Annotated in this window: 28 protein-coding genes; 10 read left to right on the top strand and 18 right to left on the bottom strand. The window is 39.3% G+C overall.

Annotation, left to right across the window (positions count from 1 at the left end):
* The first annotated feature begins 1 nt into the window (after position 1).
* Entirely contained in the window at positions 2–742 is a 741-nt protein-coding gene (locus tag HV560_RS05005; protein WP_176807980.1) for a YebC/PmpR family DNA-binding transcriptional regulator, read from the top strand.
* Positions 743–791: 49 nt separating this feature from the next.
* Here HV560_RS05005 and HV560_RS05000 read toward each other — a convergent pair whose 3' ends face one another.
* The 5 genes from HV560_RS05000 to ugpB all read right to left on the bottom strand — a co-directional run bounded on the left by HV560_RS05000 (position 792) and on the right by ugpB (position 5778).
* A complete protein-coding gene (locus tag HV560_RS05000) occupies positions 792–1541 on the bottom strand; it encodes a glycerophosphodiester phosphodiesterase family protein (RefSeq protein WP_176812294.1) in 750 nt (249 codons plus the stop codon).
* A 19-nt stretch (positions 1542–1560) separates the two neighbouring features.
* On the bottom strand, positions 1561–2661 hold the full coding sequence (locus HV560_RS04995) for an ABC transporter ATP-binding protein (RefSeq protein ID WP_176812293.1): 1101 nt from the start codon (positions 2659–2661) through the stop codon (positions 1561–1563).
* Positions 2662–2678: 17 nt separating this feature from the next.
* The gene (gene ugpE, locus HV560_RS04990) at positions 2679–3527 is read right to left on the bottom strand and encodes a sn-glycerol-3-phosphate ABC transporter permease UgpE (RefSeq protein ID WP_176812292.1); all 849 of its coding nucleotides are present in this window, start codon (positions 3525–3527) and stop codon (positions 2679–2681) included.
* A 2-nt stretch (positions 3528–3529) separates the two neighbouring features.
* A complete protein-coding gene (ugpA, locus tag HV560_RS04985) occupies positions 3530–4405 on the bottom strand; it encodes a sn-glycerol-3-phosphate ABC transporter permease UgpA (protein WP_176812291.1) in 876 nt (291 codons plus the stop codon).
* Between the two features lie 65 nt (positions 4406–4470).
* A complete protein-coding gene (gene ugpB / locus HV560_RS04980) occupies positions 4471–5778 on the bottom strand; it encodes a sn-glycerol-3-phosphate ABC transporter substrate-binding protein UgpB (RefSeq protein ID WP_176812290.1) in 1308 nt (435 codons plus the stop codon).
* 412 nt (positions 5779–6190) lie between these two features.
* Between ugpB and HV560_RS04975 the strand changes: the two genes are divergently transcribed.
* Together HV560_RS04975 and ruvC are read left to right on the top strand one after the other, a co-directional pair.
* Positions 6191–6724, top strand: coding sequence for a hypothetical protein (locus HV560_RS04975; RefSeq protein WP_176807979.1), 534 nt, complete (start codon positions 6191–6193; stop codon positions 6722–6724).
* Positions 6725–6788: 64 nt separating this feature from the next.
* Positions 6789–7367 carry a crossover junction endodeoxyribonuclease RuvC gene (gene ruvC, locus HV560_RS04970; RefSeq protein WP_159629200.1) on the top strand — a complete coding sequence of 193 codons (579 nt, stop codon included), beginning with the start codon at positions 6789–6791 and terminating at the stop codon, positions 7365–7367.
* 57 nt (positions 7368–7424) lie between these two features.
* Here ruvC and murA read toward each other — a convergent pair whose 3' ends face one another.
* From murA to HV560_RS04935, 7 genes are all read right to left on the bottom strand, one after another.
* Positions 7425–8702, bottom strand: coding sequence for a UDP-N-acetylglucosamine 1-carboxyvinyltransferase (gene murA, locus HV560_RS04965; protein ID WP_176807978.1), 1278 nt, complete (start codon positions 8700–8702; stop codon positions 7425–7427).
* 113 nt (positions 8703–8815) lie between these two features.
* Positions 8816–9076 carry a BolA family protein gene (locus HV560_RS04960; RefSeq protein WP_159629198.1) on the bottom strand — a complete coding sequence of 87 codons (261 nt, stop codon included), beginning with the start codon at positions 9074–9076 and terminating at the stop codon, positions 8816–8818.
* Between the two features lie 24 nt (positions 9077–9100).
* On the bottom strand, positions 9101–9424 hold the full coding sequence (locus HV560_RS04955) for an STAS domain-containing protein (RefSeq protein ID WP_176807976.1): 324 nt from the start codon (positions 9422–9424) through the stop codon (positions 9101–9103).
* Between the two features lie 11 nt (positions 9425–9435).
* Entirely contained in the window at positions 9436–10071 is a 636-nt protein-coding gene (mlaC, locus tag HV560_RS04950; protein ID WP_176809673.1) for a phospholipid-binding protein MlaC, read from the bottom strand.
* A gap of 49 nt (positions 10072–10120) precedes the next feature.
* The gene (mlaD, locus tag HV560_RS04945) at positions 10121–10639 is read right to left on the bottom strand and encodes an outer membrane lipid asymmetry maintenance protein MlaD (protein ID WP_159629195.1); all 519 of its coding nucleotides are present in this window, start codon (positions 10637–10639) and stop codon (positions 10121–10123) included.
* Positions 10640–10660: 21 nt separating this feature from the next.
* On the bottom strand, positions 10661–11437 hold the full coding sequence (mlaE, locus tag HV560_RS04940; RefSeq protein WP_176807974.1) for a lipid asymmetry maintenance ABC transporter permease subunit MlaE: 777 nt from the start codon (positions 11435–11437) through the stop codon (positions 10661–10663).
* The gene (locus HV560_RS04935; RefSeq protein WP_420371379.1) at positions 11430–12230 is read right to left on the bottom strand and encodes an ATP-binding cassette domain-containing protein; all 801 of its coding nucleotides are present in this window, start codon (positions 12228–12230) and stop codon (positions 11430–11432) included. The genes mlaE and HV560_RS04935 overlap by 8 nt, the downstream gene beginning before the upstream one ends.
* A 227-nt stretch (positions 12231–12457) precedes the next feature.
* Here HV560_RS04935 and HV560_RS04930 point away from each other — a divergent pair, with 227 nt between their 5' ends.
* A complete protein-coding gene (locus HV560_RS04930; RefSeq protein ID WP_176812289.1) occupies positions 12458–13852 on the top strand; it encodes a Do family serine endopeptidase in 1395 nt (464 codons plus the stop codon).
* Positions 13853–13983: 131 nt separating this feature from the next.
* Here the strand turns inward: HV560_RS04930 and HV560_RS04925 are convergent, their stop codons facing one another.
* Entirely contained in the window at positions 13984–14142 is a 159-nt protein-coding gene (locus HV560_RS04925) for a hypothetical protein (RefSeq protein ID WP_176812288.1), read from the bottom strand.
* A gap of 620 nt (positions 14143–14762) precedes the next feature.
* Between HV560_RS04925 and HV560_RS04920 the strand changes: the two genes are divergently transcribed.
* Positions 14763–16283, top strand: coding sequence for a SulP family inorganic anion transporter (locus HV560_RS04920; RefSeq protein WP_475440379.1), 1521 nt, complete (start codon positions 14763–14765; stop codon positions 16281–16283).
* Between the two features lie 72 nt (positions 16284–16355).
* On the opposite strand, the gene HV560_RS04915 is transcribed toward HV560_RS04920, so the two are convergent.
* Positions 16356–17225: a LysR family transcriptional regulator gene (locus HV560_RS04915; protein WP_176812287.1), complete on the bottom strand. Its 870-nt coding sequence runs from the start codon at positions 17223–17225 to the stop codon at positions 16356–16358.
* 146 nt (positions 17226–17371) lie between these two features.
* On the opposite strand from HV560_RS04915, the gene HV560_RS10290 reads away from it, so the two are divergent.
* Positions 17372–17671, top strand: a complete 300-nt coding sequence (locus HV560_RS10290; protein WP_202880337.1) for a hypothetical protein — start codon at positions 17372–17374, stop codon at positions 17669–17671.
* Positions 17672–17765: 94 nt separating this feature from the next.
* Here HV560_RS10290 and HV560_RS04905 read toward each other — a convergent pair whose 3' ends face one another.
* Positions 17766–18164: a Cd(II)/Pb(II)-responsive transcriptional regulator gene (locus tag HV560_RS04905; RefSeq protein WP_176812286.1), complete on the bottom strand. Its 399-nt coding sequence runs from the start codon at positions 18162–18164 to the stop codon at positions 17766–17768.
* A gap of 70 nt (positions 18165–18234) precedes the next feature.
* On the opposite strand from HV560_RS04905, the gene HV560_RS04900 reads away from it, so the two are divergent.
* The 3 genes from HV560_RS04900 (at position 18235) to HV560_RS04890 (ending at position 19805) form a co-directional block, all read left to right on the top strand.
* Positions 18235–18849: a cation diffusion facilitator family transporter gene (locus HV560_RS04900; protein WP_176812285.1), complete on the top strand. Its 615-nt coding sequence runs from the start codon at positions 18235–18237 to the stop codon at positions 18847–18849.
* A gap of 151 nt (positions 18850–19000) precedes the next feature.
* Positions 19001–19444, top strand: a complete 444-nt coding sequence (locus HV560_RS04895) for a MarR family transcriptional regulator (protein ID WP_176812284.1) — start codon at positions 19001–19003, stop codon at positions 19442–19444.
* 28 nt (positions 19445–19472) lie between these two features.
* On the top strand, positions 19473–19805 hold the full coding sequence (locus HV560_RS04890; RefSeq protein ID WP_176812283.1) for a DMT family transporter: 333 nt from the start codon (positions 19473–19475) through the stop codon (positions 19803–19805).
* 100 nt (positions 19806–19905) lie between these two features.
* Here the strand turns inward: HV560_RS04890 and tet(H) are convergent, their stop codons facing one another.
* A complete protein-coding gene (tet(H), locus tag HV560_RS04885; RefSeq protein WP_006248867.1) occupies positions 19906–21108 on the bottom strand; it encodes a tetracycline efflux MFS transporter Tet(H) in 1203 nt (400 codons plus the stop codon).
* Between the two features lie 91 nt (positions 21109–21199).
* On the opposite strand from tet(H), the gene tetR(H) reads away from it, so the two are divergent.
* Positions 21200–21823, top strand: coding sequence for a tetracycline resistance transcriptional repressor TetR(H) (gene tetR(H) / locus HV560_RS04880; RefSeq protein WP_006248868.1), 624 nt, complete (start codon positions 21200–21202; stop codon positions 21821–21823).
* Between the two features lie 2 nt (positions 21824–21825).
* Here the strand turns inward: tetR(H) and HV560_RS04875 are convergent, their stop codons facing one another.
* Both HV560_RS04875 and HV560_RS04870 read right to left on the bottom strand, forming a co-directional pair.
* Positions 21826–22344, bottom strand: coding sequence for a diacylglycerol kinase catalytic domain-containing protein (locus HV560_RS04875; RefSeq protein ID WP_006248869.1), 519 nt, complete (start codon positions 22342–22344; stop codon positions 21826–21828).
* Between the two features lie 48 nt (positions 22345–22392).
* Positions 22393–22572, bottom strand: coding sequence for a hypothetical protein (locus HV560_RS04870; RefSeq protein ID WP_010787307.1), 180 nt, complete (start codon positions 22570–22572; stop codon positions 22393–22395).
* Positions 22573–22578: the final 6 nt, after the last annotated feature.

The following is a 22578-nucleotide window of genomic DNA, read 5'->3' as shown; positions in this document are numbered from 1 at the left end:
AATGGCAGGCCATAGTAAGTGGGCAAATATTAAACACCGCAAAGCAGCACAAGATGCACAACGCGGTAAAATTTTCACAAAATTAATTCGTGAATTAGTAACAGCTGCAAAATTAGGCGGAGGTGATGTGAATGCAAACCCTCGCTTACGTTCAGCCGTTGATAAAGCGTTATCAAGCAATATGACGCGTGATACCATCAACCGTGCAATTGAACGTGGTGTAGGCGGTGGCGATGACACCAATATGGAAACCAAAATCTACGAAGGTTACGGTCCAGGCGGCACAGCGGTGATGGTGGAGTGTTTAAGCGATAACGCCAACCGCACCATTTCACAAGTTCGCCCAAGTTTTACCAAGTGCGGCGGCAACTTAGGCACCGAAGGTTCTGTAGGTTATCTGTTCAGCAAAAAAGGCTTAATTTTAATTGCTTCTGGCGATGAAGATGCTTTAACGGAAGCGGCAATCGAATCTGGAGCTGATGATATTCAAGTTCAAGAAGACGGTTCATTTGAAATCTACACCGCTTGGGAAGATTTAGGCGATGTGCGTGATGGCATTGAGCAAGCAGGTTTTAAAATTGAATCTGCAGAAGTCACAATGATTCCATCAACCACCGTTGAACTTGATGCGGAAACTGCCCCAAAACTACTTGATTTAATCAACCGCCTTGAAGATTGTGATGATGTGCAAAACGTATACCACAACGGCGAAATCAGCGATGAAGTAGCGGCGTTGCTTTAATCAAATATAAAAAATAAGGGCTAATCTAGATTAGCCCTTATTTTTCAAACTAATTTTTATCGAGATATAATTTCGCCAATTGCATATTATCCGTAATAATACTATCTACCCCGTTTTCAAATAATGTTGCCACTTCTTTCTCTTCATTTGCCGTATAAACCATTACAAACCGTTGAATTTTATGGCATTTTTCAACAAGCTCTTTGGTCACAATTTTATAATTTAGCACAAAACCACTACACGCCAATTCACTTACCGTTTCCCAAGCAGAATCTCGCCACTTCTCCAATAGCAATGCTCTTGGAATAGAAGTGTGTGCATCATAAGCCCCTTTGAGGGCATCTTCACTAAATGAGGAGAGCAAAAGCGGGCAATGTTCTTTGCTTTCAGCATTTACAAATTGCTCAAGAAATTTGGCACACGCCATACCTGTTTTATAATCTTGGTTAGGATTTGGCTTAATTTCTACATTCAAAAAACAGTTATTTTCCAATACAAATGGCACTATTTTCTCTAATAATGGGATTGATTCTTGCTGAAATTCACGGCTAAACCAACTGCCAGCATCAAGCTGATTTAAGGTTTGCCACTCAATTTTTGCACTGCCTTTTCCTGAAGTAGTTCTGTCTAAAGTATCGTCGTGTAATAAAAATAGCTGTTCATCTGCAGATAATTTGGCATCGCATTCAAACATCTTATAGCCGTGTTGCAAGCCAAGTTGGAAAGCAGCGAGTGTATTTTCAGGTGCTTGGTTGCCACCACCTCGATGGGCAATCAGTTTTGGATATGGGTATGACATAAAATCCTTCTCTATTTTTTTATTCTTGGCGTAAACCCGTTATCGAATTAAACCAATGTAGTTGTGATAAATCAGCTTCAATATGGAATGTGTCAGAAATTTCGTGATGTAATAAATCTGTACGAATTTGATTGTAGCGAATAATTATCGGCTGCTGCCCTAATTTGCCGTAAATTAACTGCTCAGAACCTAATAATTCACTAATAGAAATTAAAGCGTCCCAACTATGTTCTGTTTTGTTTTCCACCAAAGTAATATACTCTGGTCGAATGCCTAAAATCCAATTCCCGCCACCTTGTGCTTTAATACTACTTGGCGCAGATACACCTTTTAGTAATTGCCTATCACAGTAAACATCGTTGCCTTTCACTTCAACATTTAATAAATTCATTGCAGGTAAACCAATAAAGTTAGCGACAAAAATTGAAGCTGGGCGAGAGAAGATATTTTCTGGTGTATCAAATTGCTCAATTTTGCCTTTATTCATCACAATAATGCGATCCGCCAGTGTCATTGCCTCTGTTTGATCGTGGGTAACATAGAGTGAGGTCACCCCAATTCGATTATGACGACGGCGAATTTCCAAACGGGTTGATGTGCGTAATTTCGCATCTAAATTTGAGAGTGGCTCATCAAATAAAAAGAGAATGGGTTTACGTACAATGGCTCGCCCCATTGCAACACGCTGTCTTTGACCACCGGATAACTCTTTCGGTTTTTTATCTAAATAAGCCTCGAGCTCTAACATTTTGGCAGCCTCGTTGATGCGTTGTTCAATTTCAGTGGTAGGCATTTTGGCAAGTTTAATGCCATAAGCCATATTTTCACGCACTGTCATATGTGGATAAAGGGCGTAGTTTTGAAACACCATTGCGATATTGCGTTGTGAAGGCTCTAATTGCGTAACATTGCAATTTCCAATCAAAATATCATCGCTTGTAGGCGTTTCTAAACCGGCAATAAGGCGTAATAGCGTAGATTTCCCACAGCCAGACGGACCAACCACGACAATAAATTCCCCTGCCTCTACTTCTATATTGATACCTTTTAAAATCAAATCTTGCGGTTTTTTTGCCGTTCCATAATGTTTGGTAATATTTTTTAATTCAAGTGTTGCCATAAAATTTCCTTAAATTATTATTTTTCTGAATCAATTAGTCCTTTCACTAACCATTTTTGCATCAATAAGATCACAAGGGTTGGTGGGATAAGCATCAATATCACGCTTGCCATCACTACATTCCAGCTAATAGGCCCGCCGCCTGTATCCAGCATTTTTCGCACGCCGATACCCAACGAGAACATATCTTCGCTGGTGGTCATTAATAGTGGCCATAAATATTGGTTCCAGCCATAAATAAATTGGATCACAAACAATGCTGCAATACTTGGAATAGAAAGTGGCACAAGAATATCTTTAAAGAATGTCATTGCCTTTGCTCCGTCCATTTTTGACGCTTCCAATAACTCTTGCGGCACGGTAGCAAAGAATTGGCGGAATAAAAATGTTGCGGTAGCAGAAGCAATTAACGGTATGGTTAAACCTGCATAACTATTAATTAAATGCAAATTCACCACCACTTCATAAGTTGGGATAATTCGAACCTCAACTGGTAACATCAGCGTGACGAAAATCAGGATAAAAATTAACCCTCTCAATGGGAAACGGAAGTAAACGATTGCAAAAGCAGAGAGCAAAGAAATCGTGATTTTCCCCACAGCGATGAGCATTGTCATCACAAAGGTGACCCAAAGCATTCGAGAAACCGGCAATGCGGTGGCTGAAAATTCGCTCCCCCAAAGGGCGGTCGTATAGTTCTGAATAATTTGATCGCCCGGCAGAAGTGAAATCGGTACGGAAATCACATCCGTTTCCGTATGCGTAGAAGCTACAAATGCCAAATAAATCGGAAAACAGATAAGTAATACCGCAATCCATAAACTGCAATGGGAAAAGAAATTCAACCAAGGACGATTTTCAACCATTTTTAATGCCCTCCCTTTTTATCCATATATTTAAATTGCACCAAGGTCAGCAATAATACAGCTGTCATTAAAATCACCGATTGTGCTGCGGAACTGCCGTAATCCATCGATTTAAAACCCTCTACATAAATACGATATACGAGTGTCGATGTGGATTTACCCGGTCCGCCTTCTGTTAAAGAATCAATAATGGCGAAAGTATCAAAGAACACATAAACAATATTAATGACACAAAGAAAAAAGGTTGTTGGCCAAAGTAGCGGAAATTGAATGGTAAAAAAGCGTCGCCAAGGGCCTGCACCGTCTATCGCAGCGGCTTCAATCAGTGATTTAGGAATCGCTTGTAAGCCTGCATAGAAGAATAGGAAATTATAAGAAATTTGTTTCCAGACTGAGGCTAAAATCACAAGCCACATCGCCTGTGAATCATTCATTTGGTGGTTCCACTCAATGCCGATTTGCTTTAATGCATAAGCAATCACACCAAAAGAGGGAGAAAACATAAATGCCCATAAAACACCCACAACAATAGGTGAAACCGCATAAGGTAAAATTAAAAAAGTGCGGTAATAAACAGCACCTGTTGTGATGCGATACATAAAAAAGGCGAGCAGCAAGGAAAGTACTAACGCAAGTAAGGTGACCCAAAAGGAAAAGTAAATGGTGGTATAAACTGATTCCCAATAGGTTGGATCATTCCATAAACGTTTGAAATTATCGAACCCTACCCAGTAACTGGTTATACCAAACATATCTTGCATTTGAAATGATTGGTATAACGCCTGTATTGCAGGCCAGTAGAAAAAAATGCCAATAATCAATAATTGGGGCAATAACAGTAACCACGATAAAAAACGATATCCTGTATATCTTGTCATAGTTATTATTCCTAGAAATAAATATACTCTCCCACCCAATATCGATGGAAGAGCAATAGTCGATATTATTTATTTACATTTCTAAATCTTTCTAGTAGCTCATTACCACGCTTAACGGCATTATCCAGTGCTTGTTGAGCGGTTTTCTTACCCGTCCAGACTTGTTCTAGCTCTTCATCAACAATCGTACGAATTTGCGGCATATTACCTAAACGGATACCACGAGTACGCTCAGTTGTTTTACGAACCATTTGTTCTACAGGCACATCTGTCCCTGGGTTTTGTGTGTAATACCCTGATTTTTCTGTGATTTCATAGGCTTTCAACGTAACTGGCAAATAACCTGTAGTCATATGGCTTTTGGCTTGTACTTCAGGTTTAGAAAGGAAGTCAAAGAATTGTGCAATACCTTTGTAGTTAGAGTCTGGCTTACCTGCCAATACCCACAAACTTGCACCACCAATCATTGTATTTTGAGGAGCGGCTGCAACATCATCGTAATATGGTAGAGTTGATTCACCGAAAGCAAATTTGGCATCACGTTTAATGCCTGAATAAGAGCCTGACGAACCGATGAAAATCGCACATTCGCCTGAAGCAAATGCAGGTTGAGAGCTACTTTCACGCCCTTTATAAACAAACAAGTTGTTTTTTGCCATATCCGCTAAGTTATCAATATGGCGAACGTGTAATTCAGAGTTAAAGGTTAATTCTGCATCTAAAGCGTCAAAACCATTATTTTTAGTTGCAAAAGGAACATCGTGCCACGCAGAGAAGTTTTCTAATTGCGTCCAGCCCATCCAAGACACGGTTAAAGGACAAGTGCTACCAGACTGTTTTAATTTTTCGGTGACCGCACGAACATCTTTCCACGTTTTTGGTGCTGTTTCAGGGTCTAACCCTGCTTTTTGGAAAGCATCTTTATTGTAATAAAGCACAGCTGTCGAACTGTTAAAAGGGAGAGAGAGCATTTCGCCATTTGGGGCAGTGTAATAGCTACTTATAGCTGGAATATAATCTGACGGGCTAAACTTCAGGTCGGCATCTTTCATAATTTGTGTAACAGATTTTGTCACCCCTTTTGCATAGATCATTGATGCAGTACCGACTTCATACACTTGTAGAATATCCGGTGCATTACCAGCTCTTACTGCAGCAATTCCCGCCGCCATCGCCTCAGGGTAAGAGCCTTTAAAAACAGGCACAACTTTATACTCTTTTTGGCTATCATTAAATTCTTGTGCTAAACCATTTACCCAATCATTTAATGCCCCTCCCATTGAATGCCACCATTGAATTTCTGTCGCAGCATACGCTGGGGTTCCTAATGTGATTGCAGTGATTAATGCTGTTTTAGTCAATAAGCGTTTCATTTAAACCTCGCTATGGTTGATAGGTTAATTAAGCATTGTGCATTTCGCACACCAGGAAAATAGCAAAGATTTATGACAGTTTTATGACAGTTTTATGACAGTTTTATGACAGTTTTATGACAGTTTTATGACAGTTTTATGACAATACAAAATATTCATTTATTTTTTTAATTGAAGATCTACAAGCGGTTAAAAAAGTAAAATTTTTTGCAAAAGAAATTATTTATAAATCCATAAAATAAAAATAATAAAATCAAATAGTTATAACTTATATGCGAAATTAGGTTTATGTTTAGCGATAAAATAAATGAACTTTTATAAAAAAATCTATACTAATTAAACGAAGCTGTTGCTTCTATATATTAAAATTACTTGTTGCTTCTATATATTAAAATTACTTAAGGAGAAAACTATGAAATTAGTCAAATTCGTTCCTGCTCTAGCAGCAACTTTAGTATTAGCCGCTTGCTCTAATGCGAATAACCAGGTAGTTCCTCAACCAACAGTAGATCCTGTAGCAAAAGTAGCAGATCAAGCAATTCAACAAGTAAATGATATTGCAGGTAATGTCACTCATGGAGTTGCAGCTGTTAAAGTAGAAAAAGCAACTGATTCCTCAAAATCAATTGTATATCGTTGCCAAAGTGGTAAATGGGTAACAGCAAATTATGTTTTCCAAGGCGAAGAAGCTAAAGCCGTAAACATTCTGTTACAGAACGGTCAAAAAATACAAAAAATCCCTACGTTAACACGTGATGTTGCAAATAAAGACTTTACATCATTTAAGTCTGATCGTTATATTTGGAATGTTTCAACTGGATTTATGCTATCAAATGCAACCGACGAAACTACTGGTATGCTCACGAAGCTAGGAAAAGAAACAGATGAAATCCTTGCAAAACTTTGCGATGTTGATAGCAAATTAACGAAAAAATTAAATAAATAAGAATTGATTAATTCAACCATAAGCGAGAAGATATACCTTCTCGCTTATTTTATTTATAACAGAAATGTCTATTATTTTAGGAATTGATCCTGGCTCTCGGGTAACAGGTTATGGTGTCATTCGCCAAAAGGGGCGGCATCTAGAATATCTTGGAAGCGGTGCAATTCGCACAACAGCTGACGATTTACCTACCCGCCTTAAACGTATTTATGCTGGCGTGAGCGAAATTATCACCCAATTTCACCCAGATATGTTTGCAATTGAGCAAGTCTTTATGGCGAAAAACCCCGATTCAGCTTTAAAACTTGGGCAAGCACGGGGCACTGCGATTGTAGCGGCAGTTAATCACGATTTGCCAGTCTTTGAATATGCAGCAAGACTCGTGAAACAAACAGTTACAGGGATTGGTTCAGCAGATAAAGTGCAGGTTCAAGATATGGTAACGCGAATGCTACAACTTTCTGCCCAGCCACAAGCTGATGCCGCTGATGCGTTAGCAATTGCTATTACTCACGCTCATTCTATACAGCACTCATTAATTGTGGCAAAACAAAGCCAACAACGTGTAAATAGTGAGAAAGAGCAAATTTTGGCTCTAATAAAAACTCGTTATAGTAGAGGAAGATTTAGGTTGAAAGCATAATTAAAAACCGCTTGAAAAAATACTAACAAGCGGTCTTCTTTTCAGGAAATGTTGCAATTACTCATCTTCAGATGGCGTGGAAAATCGTTCTATTCTTGCCCCAAGTCTGCGTAATTTTTCTTCAATATGTTCATAACCCCGATCGATATGATAAATGCGATCAACAATAGTTTCACCATTTGCAATACAACCTGCCAATACTAAACTAATTGAAGCACGAAGATCGGTTGCCATCACTTCTGCTGATTTTAATCGATCTACACCATAGCAAATCGCGGAGTTGCCTTCAATTTCAGCTTTAGCTCCCATACGAATAAGCTCTGGAATATGCATAAAACGGTTCTCAAAAATCGTTTCAGTAATACGACTTGTACCATCTGCTACCGCATTTAACAACGTAAATTGAGCTTGCATATCTGTTGGAAAACCTGGATGTGGCATTGTACGGATATTCACTGCTTTCGGGCGACGACCAAATGAATCTAGTGTGATGGTATCTTCAGTCACATCAATTTGCATACCCGCCTCACGTAATTTTTCAATTACTGCATCAAGCGTATCTGCTTTAGTACCGCGACAAGTAATGTGGCCGCCCGATACTGCTGCTGCCACTAAAAAAGTACCCGTTTCGATACGATCTGGCACTACGCTATGCTCACAGCCGCCTAAATGTTCAACGCCTTCAATCGTGATCATATCGCTACCTGCACCAGAAATTTTTGCACCCATTGCATTTAAGAAATCGGCAGTATCCACAATTTCTGGCTCACGTGCGGCATTTTCAATTACAGTAGTCCCTTTTGCAAGGGTTGCAGCCATCATCACTGATAAGGTTGCCCCTACGCTTACTTTATCCATATAAACTCTGGCACCGTTTAAACGCCCACGAGAGGTTGCTTTTACATAGCCTTCATCTAATTCAATTCTAGCGCCCATTTTCTCTAAGCCAGAAATGTGCATATCAACAGGTCTAGCACCAATAGTACAGCCACCTGGCAATGAAACTTGTCCAACTTGGAAACGTGCAACCAACGGTGCTAATGCCCAAATAGAAGCTCTCATTGTTTTGACTAATTCGTATGGTGCAACGTAGTTATTAATGTTACTTGCATCAATATATACAACGCCTTTTTCTGCTTTCTCAACCATCACGCCTAATTGGCGTAAAATTTTAAAAGTGGTATCAACGTCTTTTAAATCAGGTACATTTTTTAATGTCACCGGTTTTTCAGCTAAAATAGATGCAAATAAAATAGGCAGGGCTGCATTTTTGGCACCTGAAATATCTACCGTTCCACTCAGAGAGAATGGCCCGTACACACGAAATTTTTCCATTTGGGAGTCCTAAATTAAGAATATGTAAGTGGTAACGAAATACAAGCGGTCATTTTTGTCTAGAAATTTGCAAAAAAGATGAATTTTTTAACCGCTTGTCAAAATATTATCCATTATCCTACCATATTTAGTAAACGCTCAGTTTTCCATTTTTCTGTACTGAATACTTTGATCGTTAATGCGTGAATTTCATTTGTAGTGAAATAGTCTGATAATGGTGCATAAACAGCTTGCTGCTGTTTTACTTTTGAAAGTGAAGCGATGCTATCACTGACGACAATAACGCCAAAATGTGCATTTTCGCCTTGTGCATACACTTCCGCAACATCGGTTAAGCTTTGTTTTAAAATTTCTTCAATTTGTGATGGGGTCATTATTAAGTCCTAATTTCTAGTTCTCTAAATAATAAATTGCTCAAACCAATCGTTTAAATCGTACAGTTCTGCTAATGTTCTCACAGAATCTGGTGTATGGATTAAGCTATTTGGTATGATTTTATGATAGTGATTTAATAATTCAGCAAGTAATGTAAAACCAGCAGAATCAACACGCGTGATCTCTTTTAAATCCCAATACAATCTTTGAGTAGTTTTAGGAGATAAAAAAGAAGCACGTTGCTCCCACAATGGAAGCAACGTGTCACGAGTTAATTCGCCCGATAGTTTCACAAAAAGACTTTCATTGTTTTGCTGAACATCCCATTGTAATTTTTTTTGCGGCATAACTAAGCGACTTATTTTAAGATAATAGGCTGTTTTGCTGATTGAGCAACTTGAGCAGTTAAAGCATCAATACCTTTTTGACGAATAACACCTGCCCATTCATTTTGTTTAGTTGCAACCATACTCACGCCTTCAGCAGCCATATCGTATGCTTGCCATTCACCTGTTCTACTGTTTTTACGCCATTTAAAATCTAATTTAATTGGCTGTGCAGCACCTTTTCCTGCTACATTCACACGAATGCTTACAATTGATTTACCATCAACTGATTTTGGGCTTTCAATTTGTACATTTTGACCTTGATATTGAGTTAATACTTGTGCATAAGATTGCTCGACAAATTGACCAAATGCGTTAAAAAAGGCTTCTTTTTGTGCGTCCGTTGCAGAAGATAAATTTTTACCTAATACTAACTGACCTGCATATTTAACGTGGACGTATGGCATTAAATCGTTACGCACGATAGTACGCAAATATTCAGGATTTGATTTAATTTTACTTTGATTGCTTTTGATATTACCAAATAGTTTATCTGCTGTTTGTTGCATTAATACATAAGGACTTGTTTCCGCAAATGCAGAAGTTGAGAATAAGGCAGAAACTGCCACTAAACCTGTTACGATAATTTTTTTAATGTTTTTTAACATTATTGATAATCTCCAAACTCTAAATTAGAGGTTATTGTTGTTAGGTTGATTATTCTGCCGTGACAGAATCAACCGCTTTTTCACCTTCAATTTTATCTGACTTTTTATCGCCATATAAAAACTGACCGATTAAATCTTCCAACACCATTGCAGAATTAGTATCTACAAAAGTATCCCCCTCTTTCATTATTGCCGTTTCGCCTTCAATCATAAAGCCGACATTTAACGCAATATATTGTTCGCCTAATAAGCCAGAGGTTTTAATTGAAAGCGTGCTGGTATCTGGAATTTGGTTAAAATTCTCATTCACAGCTAAGGCAACTTTAGGCGTATAGCTTTTCTTGTCAAGAGAAATATCTGTAACTCTCCCTACTACTACGCCACCCACTTTTATTGGCGAACGTACCTTTAGTCCACCAATATTGTCAAAAGTTGCATAAAGCGTGTAGGTTTTCTCACTAGCGAACCCTTGCACATTGGCCACTCTTAAACCTAAAAAGACAAGAGCTGCTAACCCTAGTAGCACAAATAACCCTACCCAGAATTCATATTTAATTGATTGACGCATTGTCTATTCCTTTTACTAAAATCAACCACCGAACATAATCGCAGTTAAAATAAAATCTAATCCTAAAATCACAAGTGATGCATTTACCACGGTTTTTGTTGTTGCTTGGCTAATACCTTCTGAAGTAGGTATACAATCATAACCATTAAATAAAGCAATCCACACTATAGCAAAGGCAAAAATAATACTTTTAATGAAACCATTAACTAAATCGCTAGCATTAACAGAACTTTGCATTACAGACCAAAAACTTCCACTATCAACACCTTTCCAGTCGACGCCAACAAGCGAGCTTCCCCAAATACCAATTGCGGTAAAAATGGCTGCCAAAATAGGCATTGAGATTACTCCAGCCCAAAAGCGAGGTGCAATAATTCTTCTTAATGGATCAACGGCCATCATTTCAAGGCTGGAAAGTTGCTCTGTCGCTTTCATTAAACCAATTTCTGCTGTTAATGCTGAGCCAGCTCGCCCTGCAAATAATAAAGCGGTAACTACAGGCCCTAATTCACGCAATAGCGAAAGCGATACTAACGTCCCCAAACTGCTTTCAGCGGCAAAATCTGTTAATACCACATAACCTTGTAAACCTAACACCATACCGATAAATAAGCCTGAAAGCATAATAATTAAAAGCGATTGTACCCCTAGCACATAAAGCTGCTTAATCAATAACGGTTTGTGTTTTCTAAATTCAGGTTTACCAATTAATGCTCCCCATAACATAAAAGCGGAACGCCCAAACGTACGGATAAAATTAATAACACAAATCCCAACAGAGCTAATAAAATTAACCATTAAATAGCTCCTCCGTATAATCTTTAGCCGGGTAGTGGAAACGCACGGGGCCGTCAGATTTACCTGCTAAGAATTGCACTACTTGTGGATCCTGGCTTTCGAGTAACATTTCTGGTGTTCCTTCTGCAATAATGCGTTTATCCGCCACAATATAAGCATAATCCGCAATACTTAGCACCTCTTTTACATCGTGAGATACAACAATAGAGGTGAGATTTAATGCCTGATTTAACTCTTTAATTAACTCTACAATCACACCCATACTAATCGGATCCTGTCCTGCAAAGGGTTCATCATACATTATCAAATCAGGATCTAGTGCTATCGCACGAGCAAGTGCGACACGACGCGCCATACCACCAGATAATTCGGAAGGCATTAGACTTGCCGCGCCCCGAAGCCCAACGGCTTCTAGTTTCAACAGCACTAATTTTCTAATTAGCTCTTCGGGCAAACAAGTGTGCTCACGAATAGGGAAAGCCACATTATCAAATGTAGAAATATCGGTAAATAACGCACCTGATTGGAACAGCATCCCCATTCTCTGGCGAATTTCATAAAGCTCTTTATTATTTGCTTTACAAATATCTCTGCCATCAAACAATATTTCGCCTGATTCAGGTAAAATTTGACCGCTAATTAAGCGTAACAACGTAGTTTTACCTATTCCAGACGGCCCCATAATGGCAGTTACTTTACCTTTTTGCACTTGCAAATTGAGATTGTCATAAATCACTCGGCTCCCTCGTTTAAAGGTCAGATGCTTTACTTCAACCAAATTTTCTCTAGACATCAAAATAGGACTCAAATTAACAAAATTGGTGTATGGTCTATTAAATTTAACCGAATGTCAAAAAACTTTTAAATAAGCTTGCAAAATTATTCTGACAAGCGGTCGATTTTCATAAAAATTTTGCAAATTGATGAACTGAAAAAAAAAAGCTTTGTCTTAGTAAACACGAGCTATTTCACTCGTAGATTATAAAAACGCAATAAATAGATATGAGGAACATATACAATATGAATAACACTCTCAAAAATTCATTTTTCAGCGCCATAATTTTAGGTTCAAGTATTACCGCCATACCAATGGCTGCACAGGCTACATTACCAATACAAGTAAATGGACAAGCACTGCCTAGCCTTGCGCCAATGTTAGAAAAAGTTCGCCCTGCCGTGGTAAGCATTGCAGTTGAAGGTAAAACACAAGAAGATTCTCGCTACACACGTGAAATTCCACCCGAATTTGAATTTTTCTTCGGACCGAATGCCGATCTATTCGGTAACCGTTCATCTGCTCCTCGTCACTTTCGTGGTGTAGGCTCAGGTGTTATCATCAATGCAGAAAAAGGTTATATCATTACGAATAACCACGTTATTGATAACGCAGATAAAATGACCGTAAAACTCGAAGATGGTCGTGAATTTAACGCAAAATTAGTCGGCAGCGATCCACTTTCAGATGTCGCATTAGTTCAGATTGAAAATCCAAAATACCTCACTGAAATTAAATTTGCTGATTCTGACAAATTACAGGTGGGCGATTTTACTGTAGCCATTGGTAACCCATTTGGCTTAGGACAAACCGTAACATCAGGCATTGTTTCTGCACTGGGTCGCTCAACTGGCAAATCCGATGAAGGATATGAAAACTATATCCAAACTGATGCTGCAGTCAATCAAGGTAACTCAGGTGGTCCGCTCATTAACTTAAATGGTGAATTAATCGGTATCAACACGGCAATTATTTCGCCAAGTGGCGGTAATGCTGGTATTGCTTTCGCAATCCCTAGCAATATGGCAAGTAGTCTTGTGAGCCAAATTATCGAATTTGGTGAAGTGAAACGCGGTATGCTGGGTATTAAAGGCGGGGAGCTAAATGCGAATCTAGCGAAAGAGTTTAATATTTCAACGCAACAAGGTGCTTTCATTAGTGAAGTATTACCAGACTCTGCCGCAGCCAAAGCTGGCTTTAAAGCTGGCGATGTGATTACTGAAATTAACGGTCAAAAAATCCATAGCTTCAGCGAATTGCGGGCTAAAGTGGCAACCTCTGGTGTTGGCAAGGAACTCGAACTAACCTATTTACGTGACGGAAAACAAGCCAAAACAAAAGTTACCCTACAATCAGACTCAGAAGTGAAAACCACAGCAGAAAACATTATTCCTGCATTAAAAGGGGCTAAGTTTAACAACTATAACTCAAAAGGGGTTAAAGGCGTTGAAATCTCAAGCGTAGAAAAAGGTTCTATTGCTGAAATGCGTAGCTTGAAAAAAGGTGACATTATCATTGGCATAAACCGTCATTCAGTCGAAAACATCGCTGATTTACGTAAAATTTTAGATGCTAAACCATCCGTAGTTGCACTAAACATCTTGCGTGACGGTGGCAATTTCTATGTGATTTTACAATAAATCATAGTGAACTTATAAGGTGGGCTTATCCCACCTTATTTTTTGCTTAAAGTAATTTACTATTCATAAAATCCAAAAACTCCCACATAAATACCGATTGTTCGCGATCCTTAATAGACAGCAAACCACGTCTAAATTAGACGTGCCTCCTCTACCAAGCCATATTCACCAATCAAACAATGTTCCATTGAGTGTGAAAGCACGAAAGCCACTCCAATACCTCGTTCATTTTTACCGTATTTTTCAATGATATACACATCATTAATGACAAAAGTGTAATTTCTAACCACTTACAACTAACCTTATAATTTGGCTCGCCAATTAAAAACACTAAACAACTTATCCAAAGGGAGTATGGTCTGGAATACGTTTACCACAAGCACATCTGACACCGCCACATGCTGACAAAATACAAATTCACGCCATTAGCATTAGTGTGATTGGCGGGAGAAAATCGCTACTTTATACGGTCAATCACAATGTCTTTGAAAAAAATCATCCGTGTAACCATTGAGATTTTTTGAAGTGAATGCCAATGCTGCCACGCTGGCCATCACTTGACTAAGCAAACCACATTGCTATTTGCTATGGCGTATTTGAAAGTTTGCACTGGGCGGATGACAAGCTGTTAAGACAAATTATCACATCACCACCATCAACCCCGACAATTTGGCAGCAACACCCGTTTACTTAAGGCAAATATACGTAAGATTTGAGTGACGTCTCTACCGTATTGCATCGAGGTATGACTTATTTAAACTCTTTTTATCGCGATAAAATAGCATATTTTGAAGTAAAATAATGACGATTTAAAACATCATTTGCAAAAAGGTAAGTGGTGTTTTTTATCATTTAAATCAAACCAAAAGCTGTGTTACAATCGATTTTTTTGACAATTTGGACATCTATTTTGACAGCATTTTCTGCTTTTTCTATTAAACATTTCTCGCAAAACTGGCTTGCCAATCCTAGAGCAGATATTTTATCAGGACTTTCGGTGGCGTTGGCGTTGATTCCAGAAGCTATTGCTTTTTCTATCATTGCAGGGGTTTCGCCACAGGTGGGCTTGTATGCGTCTTTTTGCATTGCCATTGTGATTGCCTTTTTTGGCGGTCGCCCTGCGATGATTAGTGCCGCTACAGGGGCAATGGCATTAGTGCTGGCAAGTCTGGTTAAAAATCACGGTGTGGACTATATGCTTGCCGCTACACTTTTAACAGGCATGATTCAGATTGTAGCAGGCTGGATGAAACTAGGCAGTTTGATGCGGTTTATCTCGCAGGCGGTGATGATTGGTTTTATCAATGCTTTAGCGATTTTGATTTTTTTGGCACAGTTGCCCGAATTAAACCCCAATTTAGCAGGCGTGTCGTGGCAAACTTACGCCTTAACCGCCTTGGGGTTGTTAGTGGTGTATGGTTTTGGTTATTTACCCAAAATTGGCAAATTAATACCGTCGCCATTGGCAACGGTGGTGCTGGTTACTTTAGTGGCGGTAGGGCTTGGCTTTGATGTTCGCACGGTGGGCGATATGGGGCAGTTGCCAGACAGCTTGCCTGCGTTTTTGTTGCCGAATGTGCCGTTTAATTTGAACACTTTGTGGATTATTTTGCCCTATTCATTGAGCCTTGCAGCGGTGGGATTGTTAGAATCGTTATTGACCGCCAATTTGCTTGATGAAATGACCGAAAGCGACAGTAACAAAAACCAAGAATGCCAAGGGCAAGGCATCGCCAACATTGTCAGCGGTCTGTTTGGCGGTATGGCAGGCTGTGCGATGATTGGGCAATCGGTAATTAACATCAAATCTGGCGGACGCACCCGACTTTCTACGCTGATGGCAGGCATATTTTTGTTGATTTTGGTGGTGTTTTTGGGTGATTGGATTAAAATTATTCCAATGCCTGCACTAGTTGCCATTATGATTATGGTGGCTCTTAGCACCTTTAAATGGCAGTCCATCAAAGAGCTAAAAACGCACCCTTTGGGCTTTAATGTGGTGATGATAACCACCGTTGCTATTGTGGTGTACAGTCATAATTTGGCTTTGGGGGTGTTTTTTGGGGTGTTGTTGTCGGCGTTGTTTTTTGCCAATAAAATTGGGCGTTACATGAAGGTGCTAAATTTGCCTACCGCAGATGAGAGCGATTTGGCGTATGGGGTAACAGGGCAGGTGTTTTTTGCATCAACCGATGATTTTATCGCCAGTTTTGATTTTGATAAAAAAACCGTCAAAACCGTGAGCATTGATGTCAGTCTCGCCCATTTTTGGGACATTTCGGCGGTCAGTGCCTTGGATAAAGTGGTAACACGCTACAAAAAACAAGGGGCAAGCGTGCAAGTTTTTGGCTTAAACGAAGCCAGCAAAACGCTGGTGGATAATTTTGGCAAATCAGACAAAGACGATGTGGATATTTTAGATACGCATTAATGCCTATTTTGATGATGGGTTGCTTTAAAAAATAAATACCGCCCAAACTTTCATTTGGATGGTATTTTATGTTCAGTCAGTCTGAATTTCATCCAATACAAATTCCACAAAGGCTTTGACAATGGCAGAGCGATAACGATGAGCAGCGTATAACATAAACACTTCAAAAGTAGGGGCATCAAATTGGGGCAAAATCTCCACCAAACGCTTTTTGGCTATCCATTTATCAGCGGTAACAGCAGACATTTGTCCAATATATAAGCCTTGCAAAATCATATATTCCACCGCATAGCTGTCATTGCTGGCAAATGCTATCGGCAAGGCAATTTTTTCTTTGTTCATTTGAATGACCATTTCGCTTTCGCCATTTTTTGCCCAACTGGCAATGGGATAATTTGCCAAATCGGATATGGTTTTTGGTGTGCCAAGTCGTGCCAATAAATCAGGACTTGCCACCCATTTGGTGCCAAGCGTCAATACTTTTTTGGCAATAAAATCATCGCCGTGCAAGTCGCCAATGCGAAACGCCACATCAATACCGTCATTTGCCAAATCCAAATAGCGTTCGGTCAGCGTACAATGAATGTGAATGTGGGCAAATTGCTGTTGAAATTTGCCAATCCACCAAAGCGAAGGCTCAAAAGCAGGCGGTGCTGAAATGCGTAACACGCCTTTTAAATTTTTCTCATCGTCAAGAAGCACTTGTTTGGCATTTAATAAATTGTCAATAGACAAATGCACTTCGTCATAGAGTTTTTGCCCTGCCATTGTGGGCTTAACGCCTGATTTTTGGCGGTCAAACAGTTGAATTTGCAAGGATTTTTCAAGCTCACTGATTTGACGGCTGATGGTGGCAATCGGTACGCCTGTGCGTTCGGACGCTTTGGAAAGCGAGCCTGTTTGGACAATGGCAACAAATAGATGTAGGGTGTTGAGATTCATTGGTTTGACTGTTTAAACATTTGGGTTATTTTAGCAGGTTTTAATTTACATTTTCATTTTTAAAAACCACCTTTCCAAAAACCGCCATTCCCTTACCAATTTTTAAATTTTATAATATCCCCATTCCAATCAAACAAGAGAAGTTTATGAAAACCTTATTAAAATCAACCGCCATTGCCTTGGCATTGTCTTTGTCTTTTGGTTCTGTGGCAGTTGCCAAAACGCCAAAACCGCTTGTTAAGGTCAGTCTATCAAAATCGCTTGTGCAAACAATCAAAACCCAAGACGGTTTTTCACTTGCCCCTGACAGTCAAATGGGCGTGCGTGAATTTGTGGAAAAAGTCGTGCCGATTTTGCAGGAGCGTGGGATTTATCATACCGATTATGAAGGCGATACACTAAGGGAGCATTTGGGCGTGCCGTATCAGTATGGGTTGAAAGGTTAAGGGAAAGGGAAACACCGCTTGGGGAAAGGCAAGCGGTGTTTTTTTGATTGGAATTTTGAAAAATAAACTTTCAGGCAGCCTGAAAAATATTCCGCTATTCTTTTTCTTTAATACCTTGAATAATCTGACACTTATCAACCGTTTTATTTTCACAACCCACAAATTGCATTAAAAAAGTTTTAACTTGTTGTAATTCTTTAATTTGTTCGTCCAAATATGCCAAATGTTGTTCGGCAAGTGCATTGATTTCATTGCATTGTTTGTTAGGCGTTTGTTGTAATTGCAACAGCGTTTTGATGTCATTTAAAGAAAAACCGATATTGCGACAGGCTTTAATAAAGCGTAATTGAGCAAGGGTTTGTTCGTCAAACACACGATAGCCATTTTGTTGATGTGTGGGGGCGATTAAGCCTTGTTTTTCATAATAACGAATGGTTTCCAAATGCACGCCTGTTTGTTCACTGGCTTGTTTTATTTTAAAAAATTTTGACATTTTGGCTTGACCCTGTAATGACTACGGAGTTTATAGTGTAGCAAATTTCATCTTAAAACAGGAGCAAAAAATGGCGTGCCAAAATTGTTGCACTTCAAATCAGCCCATTCATCAATCGCCCAAGTACAAAAAAGCCTTGTGGATTGTCTTGATATTAAATTTATCAATGTTTTTTGTGGAAATTGTGATGGGGGTTAAATCGGGTTCAACTTCGCTGTTGTCGGACAGTTTGGATTTCTTGGGCGACAGTGCCAATTATTTGATAAGTTTGATTGTTTTGCCAATGGCGTTAAGTTACCGAGCCAAAGCATCTATGGTTAAGGGGCTAACGATGGGCGGTTTTGGTTTATTTATTTTAATGACGACCATTTATCGTGTGTTTTATGGGGAAATGCCCAGTTCTTCTGAAATGAGCATTGTGGGATTTTTGGCGTTATTGGTCAATGTGTCGGCAGTGTTGATATTATTAAAATTTCGTGATGGCGACAGCAATGTCCGCAGTGTGTGGGTGTGTTCCCGAAACGATGCGATTGGTAATGTGGCGGTAATTTTGGCGGGTATGGCAGTTTATTTTTTTCAATCAAAATATCCTGATTTAATTGTGGCGTTTGTTTTGGCATTTTTGGCATTACAAGCCAGTCAAGAAATCATCAAAAGGGCTTGGGCGGAATTAAAAGTCAGTTGATTTAAAACACCGTTTGGATTGATGTTCAAGCGGTGTTTTTATTTTAAAAACTTTCAGACAGCCTGAAAATAACATTTCTTTACAAAAAAAACTTGCATACAGTCTGAAAATTGACTATAATAGTTTCAAGGTCAATTTTCGGACTATTTTTATGACAACTTTTAACCATTCCCCCAATCTGTTGGAACAAATTGGCGATGTTTGCACGCAGGTCAATTTAAGTTATGCAGTTTTTGCCAAAAATCATCAGATGAACGCCAATGAACTTGCCATATTTTATACACTCTGGACGCAAGAACAAGCCACGCAAAAATACATTGCCGACAAATATCATCTTGCCAAACAAACCATTAACAGCTTGTGCAAACGCCTTGAAACGGACGGTTTCATCGCAAGCGATGTCAAAGAAAATAACAAACGAGAAAAAGTCATTTCTTTGACCGATAAAGGCAAAGCGTTTGCCCGCCCGATTATCGCCCCTTTATTAAGGCAGGAAGGGCAAGTGATTGATGAATTTGGCATTGAACGACTTGTATTTTTGCTCAATGAAATGAATGCGTTGCAAAAAATGCTGGCACAGCGTTTGGAAAATTAATTTTTAACTTTTTATTTTGGAGATTTTTATGCATTGGTCTGTTTTTTTGGCGATTGCCATTGTTTGCGAAGTATTTGGCTCTACGATGCTAAAATTATCACAAGGGTTTAGTAAGCCTTTGCCGAGTATTGGTTTTGTGCTGGGTTTTGGCTTGGCGTTTTATTTGCTGTCATTGGCGTTAAAAAGCATTCCTTTGGGAATGGCGTATGCGATTTGGTCTGGCGTGGGCTTGGTTTTGACGGCGATTGTGGGCGTGGTGGTGTTTGGCGAAAAGGTCGATTTTTGGGGAATTGCGAGCATTGGCTTGATTTTGGCAGGTGTGATAATGATGAATACGCTGTCCAAAATGGGTGGGCATTAAAAAAAACACCGCTTGGGGGAAAATTCAAGCGATAAAAATAAAGTCCTATCAACGTTATTAAGAGCGGACAGGACTTTTATGATCTTTATAATTTCTAGTATTAAGGGGTTGAAATAACAGCTTTAGGTGTGGTTTTTCTTTGGTGAAAATAAGCGGTAATAAGCAACATAGCATAAAGTATTGCCCCCATCAGCCATAACAGACCATCCCAATAAGCGACGCTATAACTATAAATAAAGGCAAATAAAAGGGGACCAATGATCCCGGTAATATTGGTTAGGCTCACCAGAGTACCTTGTAATTTCCCTTGCGCATTATCATCGACAGATTTTGATAAATAACCTTGTAATGCGGGTTGCCCCATACCTCCTGCCGCTAAGCAAATTAATGCTGGTAAGATGACCCAAACGTGGCCTATCCACGCTAATAATAAACAGCCCATCATATCAATAGACATACTGATCATAATGGTGGTTTTTTCGCCCCATTTTTGTGCCAATTTCCCAGCGACAATCGCCTGAAAGAAAATATGTAATACACCCAGAACCGCCAAAGACATACCGATAGAAGTTGTGTTCCAATCAAAACGATATTGTGTAAACAGCACCCAGATGGTGGCAGGAATTTGCCCGATAAGCTGGATAATAAAATAGGTTGCTAACCAAAAGTAGAGGCTTTTCTTAAAAAAAACAGTGACTGTATTTGAGGCAGTTTGGTTTTCAGGTGTCCTATTGGCAACAAGCGCTTCTCTTTTTTGTGTTTCTCGGAAAAAGAGCAAAGAGAGTATTAATAATATCGAGTGTGAAATAGCGGCAAAAATAAATGGCATATGAGCACTGATATCACCTAATAATCCCCCTAGCATTGGGCCGATAATAAGGCCAACACCAAAAGCACCACCTAAGAAACCAAAATAGCGAGTTCGATTTTTAGCGGGAGTCACATCACTCATCGCTGATGCACATACGGCACCTGTTGCGCCTGTGATCCCCGCAATGATGCGCCCAATATAGAGCATCCAAAGTGTGGTTGAGAATGCCATTAAAAGATAGTCGAGTGCCGCGCCTAAAAGGGAAAACAGCAAGATGGGTTTTCTGCCGTATTTATCAGACAGTCGTCCTAGAATAGGAGCAAAAATAACCTGCATGGTAGCATAGAGCGCTAATAGCACACCGTAATGGGTTGCCAGTGAATTTTCACTGACAAATTCATTTAATAGAGTAGGGAGTACTGGCATGATAAGCCCGATACCAATGGCATCTAATACGGTGATCAGCAGTATAATAATAATTGATTTATTCATTGAGATCCTAAAAATCTATCAGTGATGGAGTGGGTGTAATATATCTCTATCAGTGATAGATTGTCAAGGCTATTTTATTTTGAGGTAGGTAATGGCAAAGCTAGATAAAGAACAAGTTATTGATAATGCGTTGATTTTACTTAATGAAGTTGGTATTGAAGGATTAACAACGCGTAAGCTGGCGCAAAAAATAGGTGTGGAACAACCCACATTGTATTGGCATGTAAAAAATAAACGCGCTTTGTTAGATGCATTAGCAGAAACTATTTTGCAAAAGCACCATCATCATGTTTTGCCATTGCCGAATGAAACATGGCAGGACTTTTTGCGAAATAACGCGAAAAGCTTCCGCCAAGCCTTATTAATGTATCGTGATGGTGGCAAAATTCATGCGGGAACACGCCCCTCTGAAAGTCAATTTGAGACATCAGAACAGCAACTACAGTTTTTGTGTGATGCTGGGTTTAGTCTATCTCAAGCCGTGTATGCATTAAGCTCTATTGCGCATTTTACATTAGGCTCCGTACTGGAAACTCAAGAGCATCAAGAAAGCCAAAAAGAGCGTGAAAAAGTAGAGACGGATACTGTTGCCTATCCGCCATTATTAACCCAAGCCGTTGCAATTATGGATAGTGATAATGGTGATGCTGCATTTTTGTTTGTCCTTGATGTGATGATCTCTGGACTTGAAACAGTATTAAAGAGCGCTAAATAAATCTAAATTCGCTGACGCCCTTTTTGGCTAATTAGTTGCCCTTGTATGTCAGCGATACCAATGTGAGCAATACAACCTGCATTAAATTGTAAATAGTCATCTTCGATGCCATCAGAGAAAATTACGCCATTCTCTGGCATCAAAGATCCTAATTGCAGTGGTGAGTCAGGCTCAATAGTGCCAAAAGTCAGTGCAACACCTGTTGTTCTACTTGGAAATGGCTCTCTTACACTAAATTGTAGCTTTCGATCACTCCAGCTAAAGCCTTGTAATAGAGGGTGCGAAGCTTCTCCTGTAATTGCCATCGCACCAGCAAGAATAGATTGAAACCACCCCGTTGATCCCAATCCTGTTGATACAATAATGCCTGATGAAGATTGCACTTCTTCAGCGCCATTCCATTGCAAAATATACTGTGCGGAAGTGTGGCTTTTAGGGCCAATAAATAAGTCATTAACCGCTAATAAGGATTGACCATCATTGGTTGTTGCTTGTGCAAAAGTGACCGTTTTAAATGGCATTTTTTTATTAATGGGTTTAAAAACGGTTTTTGTTTTGATAATCAACCTTTAATTTGGAGAATTGTTATGAACGACATCATCAAAAACCCAAACGCCCACTGCGGTTGCCAATCTTGCACAGGGCAAAATTGCAATCCAAAATGCAACTGCCAAAATGGCGAGCCGTGCATTTGTCAAAACTGCACTTGTGGCGATTGTGATTGCAAGTAATTGATTAGCTAAAAACATTGGGCG

The organism is Mannheimia pernigra, assembly GCF_013377995.1.
GTDB lineage: Bacteria > Pseudomonadota > Gammaproteobacteria > Enterobacterales > Pasteurellaceae > Mannheimia > Mannheimia pernigra.
The sequence above is the reverse complement of the archived record's forward strand: the minus strand, read 5'-3'. Positions and strand labels throughout refer to the sequence as shown.

Coding starts and splice junctions, on each gene's coding strand:
- HV560_RS05005 (WP_176807980.1), top strand. CDS start 2: ATGGCAGGCCATAGTAAGTGGGCAAATATTAAACACCGCAAAGCAGCA.
- HV560_RS05000 (WP_176812294.1), bottom strand. CDS start 1,541: ATGTCATACCCATATCCAAAACTGATTGCCCATCGAGGTGGTGGCAAC.
- HV560_RS04995 (WP_176812293.1), bottom strand. CDS start 2,661: ATGGCAACACTTGAATTAAAAAATATTACCAAACATTATGGAACGGCA.
- ugpE (WP_176812292.1), bottom strand. CDS start 3,527: ATGGTTGAAAATCGTCCTTGGTTGAATTTCTTTTCCCATTGCAGTTTA.
- ugpA (WP_176812291.1), bottom strand. CDS start 4,405: ATGACAAGATATACAGGATATCGTTTTTTATCGTGGTTACTGTTATTG.
- ugpB (WP_176812290.1), bottom strand. CDS start 5,778: ATGAAACGCTTATTGACTAAAACAGCATTAATCACTGCAATCACATTA.
- HV560_RS04975 (WP_176807979.1), top strand. CDS start 6,191: ATGAAATTAGTCAAATTCGTTCCTGCTCTAGCAGCAACTTTAGTATTA.
- ruvC (WP_159629200.1), top strand. CDS start 6,789: ATGTCTATTATTTTAGGAATTGATCCTGGCTCTCGGGTAACAGGTTAT.
- murA (WP_176807978.1), bottom strand. CDS start 8,702: ATGGAAAAATTTCGTGTGTACGGGCCATTCTCTCTGAGTGGAACGGTA.
- HV560_RS04960 (WP_159629198.1), bottom strand. CDS start 9,076: ATGACCCCATCACAAATTGAAGAAATTTTAAAACAAAGCTTAACCGAT.
- HV560_RS04955 (WP_176807976.1), bottom strand. CDS start 9,424: ATGCCGCAAAAAAAATTACAATGGGATGTTCAGCAAAACAATGAAAGT.
- mlaC (WP_176809673.1), bottom strand. CDS start 10,071: ATGTTAAAAAACATTAAAAAAATTATCGTAACAGGTTTAGTGGCAGTT.
- mlaD (WP_159629195.1), bottom strand. CDS start 10,639: ATGCGTCAATCAATTAAATATGAATTCTGGGTAGGGTTATTTGTGCTA.
- mlaE (WP_176807974.1), bottom strand. CDS start 11,437: ATGGTTAATTTTATTAGCTCTGTTGGGATTTGTGTTATTAATTTTATC.
- HV560_RS04935 (WP_420371379.1), bottom strand. CDS start 12,230: ATGTCTAGAGAAAATTTGGTTGAAGTAAAGCATCTGACCTTTAAACGA.
- HV560_RS04930 (WP_176812289.1), top strand. CDS start 12,458: ATGAATAACACTCTCAAAAATTCATTTTTCAGCGCCATAATTTTAGGT.
- HV560_RS04915 (WP_176812287.1), bottom strand. CDS start 17,225: ATGAATCTCAACACCCTACATCTATTTGTTGCCATTGTCCAAACAGGC.
- HV560_RS10290 (WP_202880337.1), top strand. CDS start 17,372: ATGAAAACCTTATTAAAATCAACCGCCATTGCCTTGGCATTGTCTTTG.
- HV560_RS04905 (WP_176812286.1), bottom strand. CDS start 18,164: ATGTCAAAATTTTTTAAAATAAAACAAGCCAGTGAACAAACAGGCGTG.
- HV560_RS04900 (WP_176812285.1), top strand. CDS start 18,235: ATGGCGTGCCAAAATTGTTGCACTTCAAATCAGCCCATTCATCAATCG.
- HV560_RS04895 (WP_176812284.1), top strand. CDS start 19,001: ATGACAACTTTTAACCATTCCCCCAATCTGTTGGAACAAATTGGCGAT.
- HV560_RS04890 (WP_176812283.1), top strand. CDS start 19,473: ATGCATTGGTCTGTTTTTTTGGCGATTGCCATTGTTTGCGAAGTATTT.
- HV560_RS04875 (WP_006248869.1), bottom strand. CDS start 22,344: ATGCCATTTAAAACGGTCACTTTTGCACAAGCAACAACCAATGATGGT.
- HV560_RS04870 (WP_010787307.1), bottom strand. CDS start 22,572: ATGTTTTTAGCTAATCAATTACTTGCAATCACAATCGCCACAAGTGCA.